This is a genomic window from Micromonospora sp. B11E3 (assembly GCF_039871625.1).
GTDB lineage: Bacteria > Actinomycetota > Actinomycetes > Mycobacteriales > Micromonosporaceae > Micromonospora.
Genome location: NZ_JBDPMC010000217.1, coordinates 1 through 1108 on the forward strand (window position 1 = coordinate 1; position 1108 = coordinate 1108).

Consider the following 1108-nt stretch of genomic DNA (forward strand, 5'->3'; position numbering starts at 1 on the left):
GGCCCGTGCTGGAGACCGGCGGGGAGGTGATCTTCGGTATCGGCTCCGAGGGGATGGTGCTGGGGGACGTCACCCTCGATAATGTCGGTGCGGACGTTATTTCCGGGGCGCTGTCGGGGGCGGGGGGGTCGGCCGCGAGCGCGCTCGGGTTCGTCTTGAGTCGCGCCGTGATGCAGCCCCGGGTGCAGGTGCCTCGTATCGACTTCACGCCGGACGGTAAGCCGGTCATGCCGGTGGCGTCGACACCGGTTGGTGGGGACCCGTCCACGGGCTACCAGAGCGGGGTCGACGATCCGAAGGCTGTGGGTGCCGGCACGCAGGCCGCGCCGCCCACGCCGCCGCCCACCCCGCCGCCGCTGCCGGCAGTGAACCTGCGCACGCCGAAGCTGGACCCGTCGGTGCCGTCGTGGTCGGTGCCGTCGATGTCGGTGTCGGGTGCGCCGGCGCCGGAGTGGGTTGTGGCAGCTGGTGTGCCGGTGGTTGAGCAGTGGTATCGGTTCCAGCAGGATCTGGTGGATCGCTACGGTGGGCTGCTGGCCGGGGTGGCTCGGGCGGGCAAGAGCATGGCCGCGCTTGCCGTGCCGATCGAGCGGGTTTTCGCCGGGTGGGTCGACGCCCGGCAGGGTGATCCCGCTGTCCCGGCTTTCCTGTCCGCGGTCGGTCTGCCGGGTACCGCGCTCACCGAGGGGTATCTGACGGGTGTCCGGGAGCGGGCGGTGGCCCGGATGGCCGAGGCGTTGGCGTCCGCGGGTGAGCAGATCCCGCCGGCCGAGGTGCGGCCGGAGCAGGTGATCGCCGCGCTGCCGGCGGAGTTCGACCGGGAGGCGTTGCGCGCGATCGCGCACCTGGCCGCCGAACACCACATCGACCAGTACCTCGCCGCCGGCCTACCGACGGCCGCCAGCACGCCAACAGGCGCCGGGGCGGCGGTGCCGTCCGCCGCCGCGATCGAGGCGGTCAAGAGCGCCGTGCGGAACCGGATGGACCGAATCCTCGATGCGATCCTCGATACCTCCGCACTGCCCGCTGTGGTGGCCAGTCCCGGCGCCGCGCAGGTCAACGCCGTGGCGAACATGGTCCGGCAGACGGTCACCGACCTGCCCGCCCG

At 72.7% G+C, this 1108-nt stretch carries 1 protein-coding gene; it reads left to right on the forward strand.

What is annotated here, in order from left to right:
• Positions 1–1108 (forward strand): hypothetical protein (locus ABGB16_RS33750; RefSeq protein ID WP_347672104.1); only part of this gene is annotated, 1108 nt, incomplete at both ends.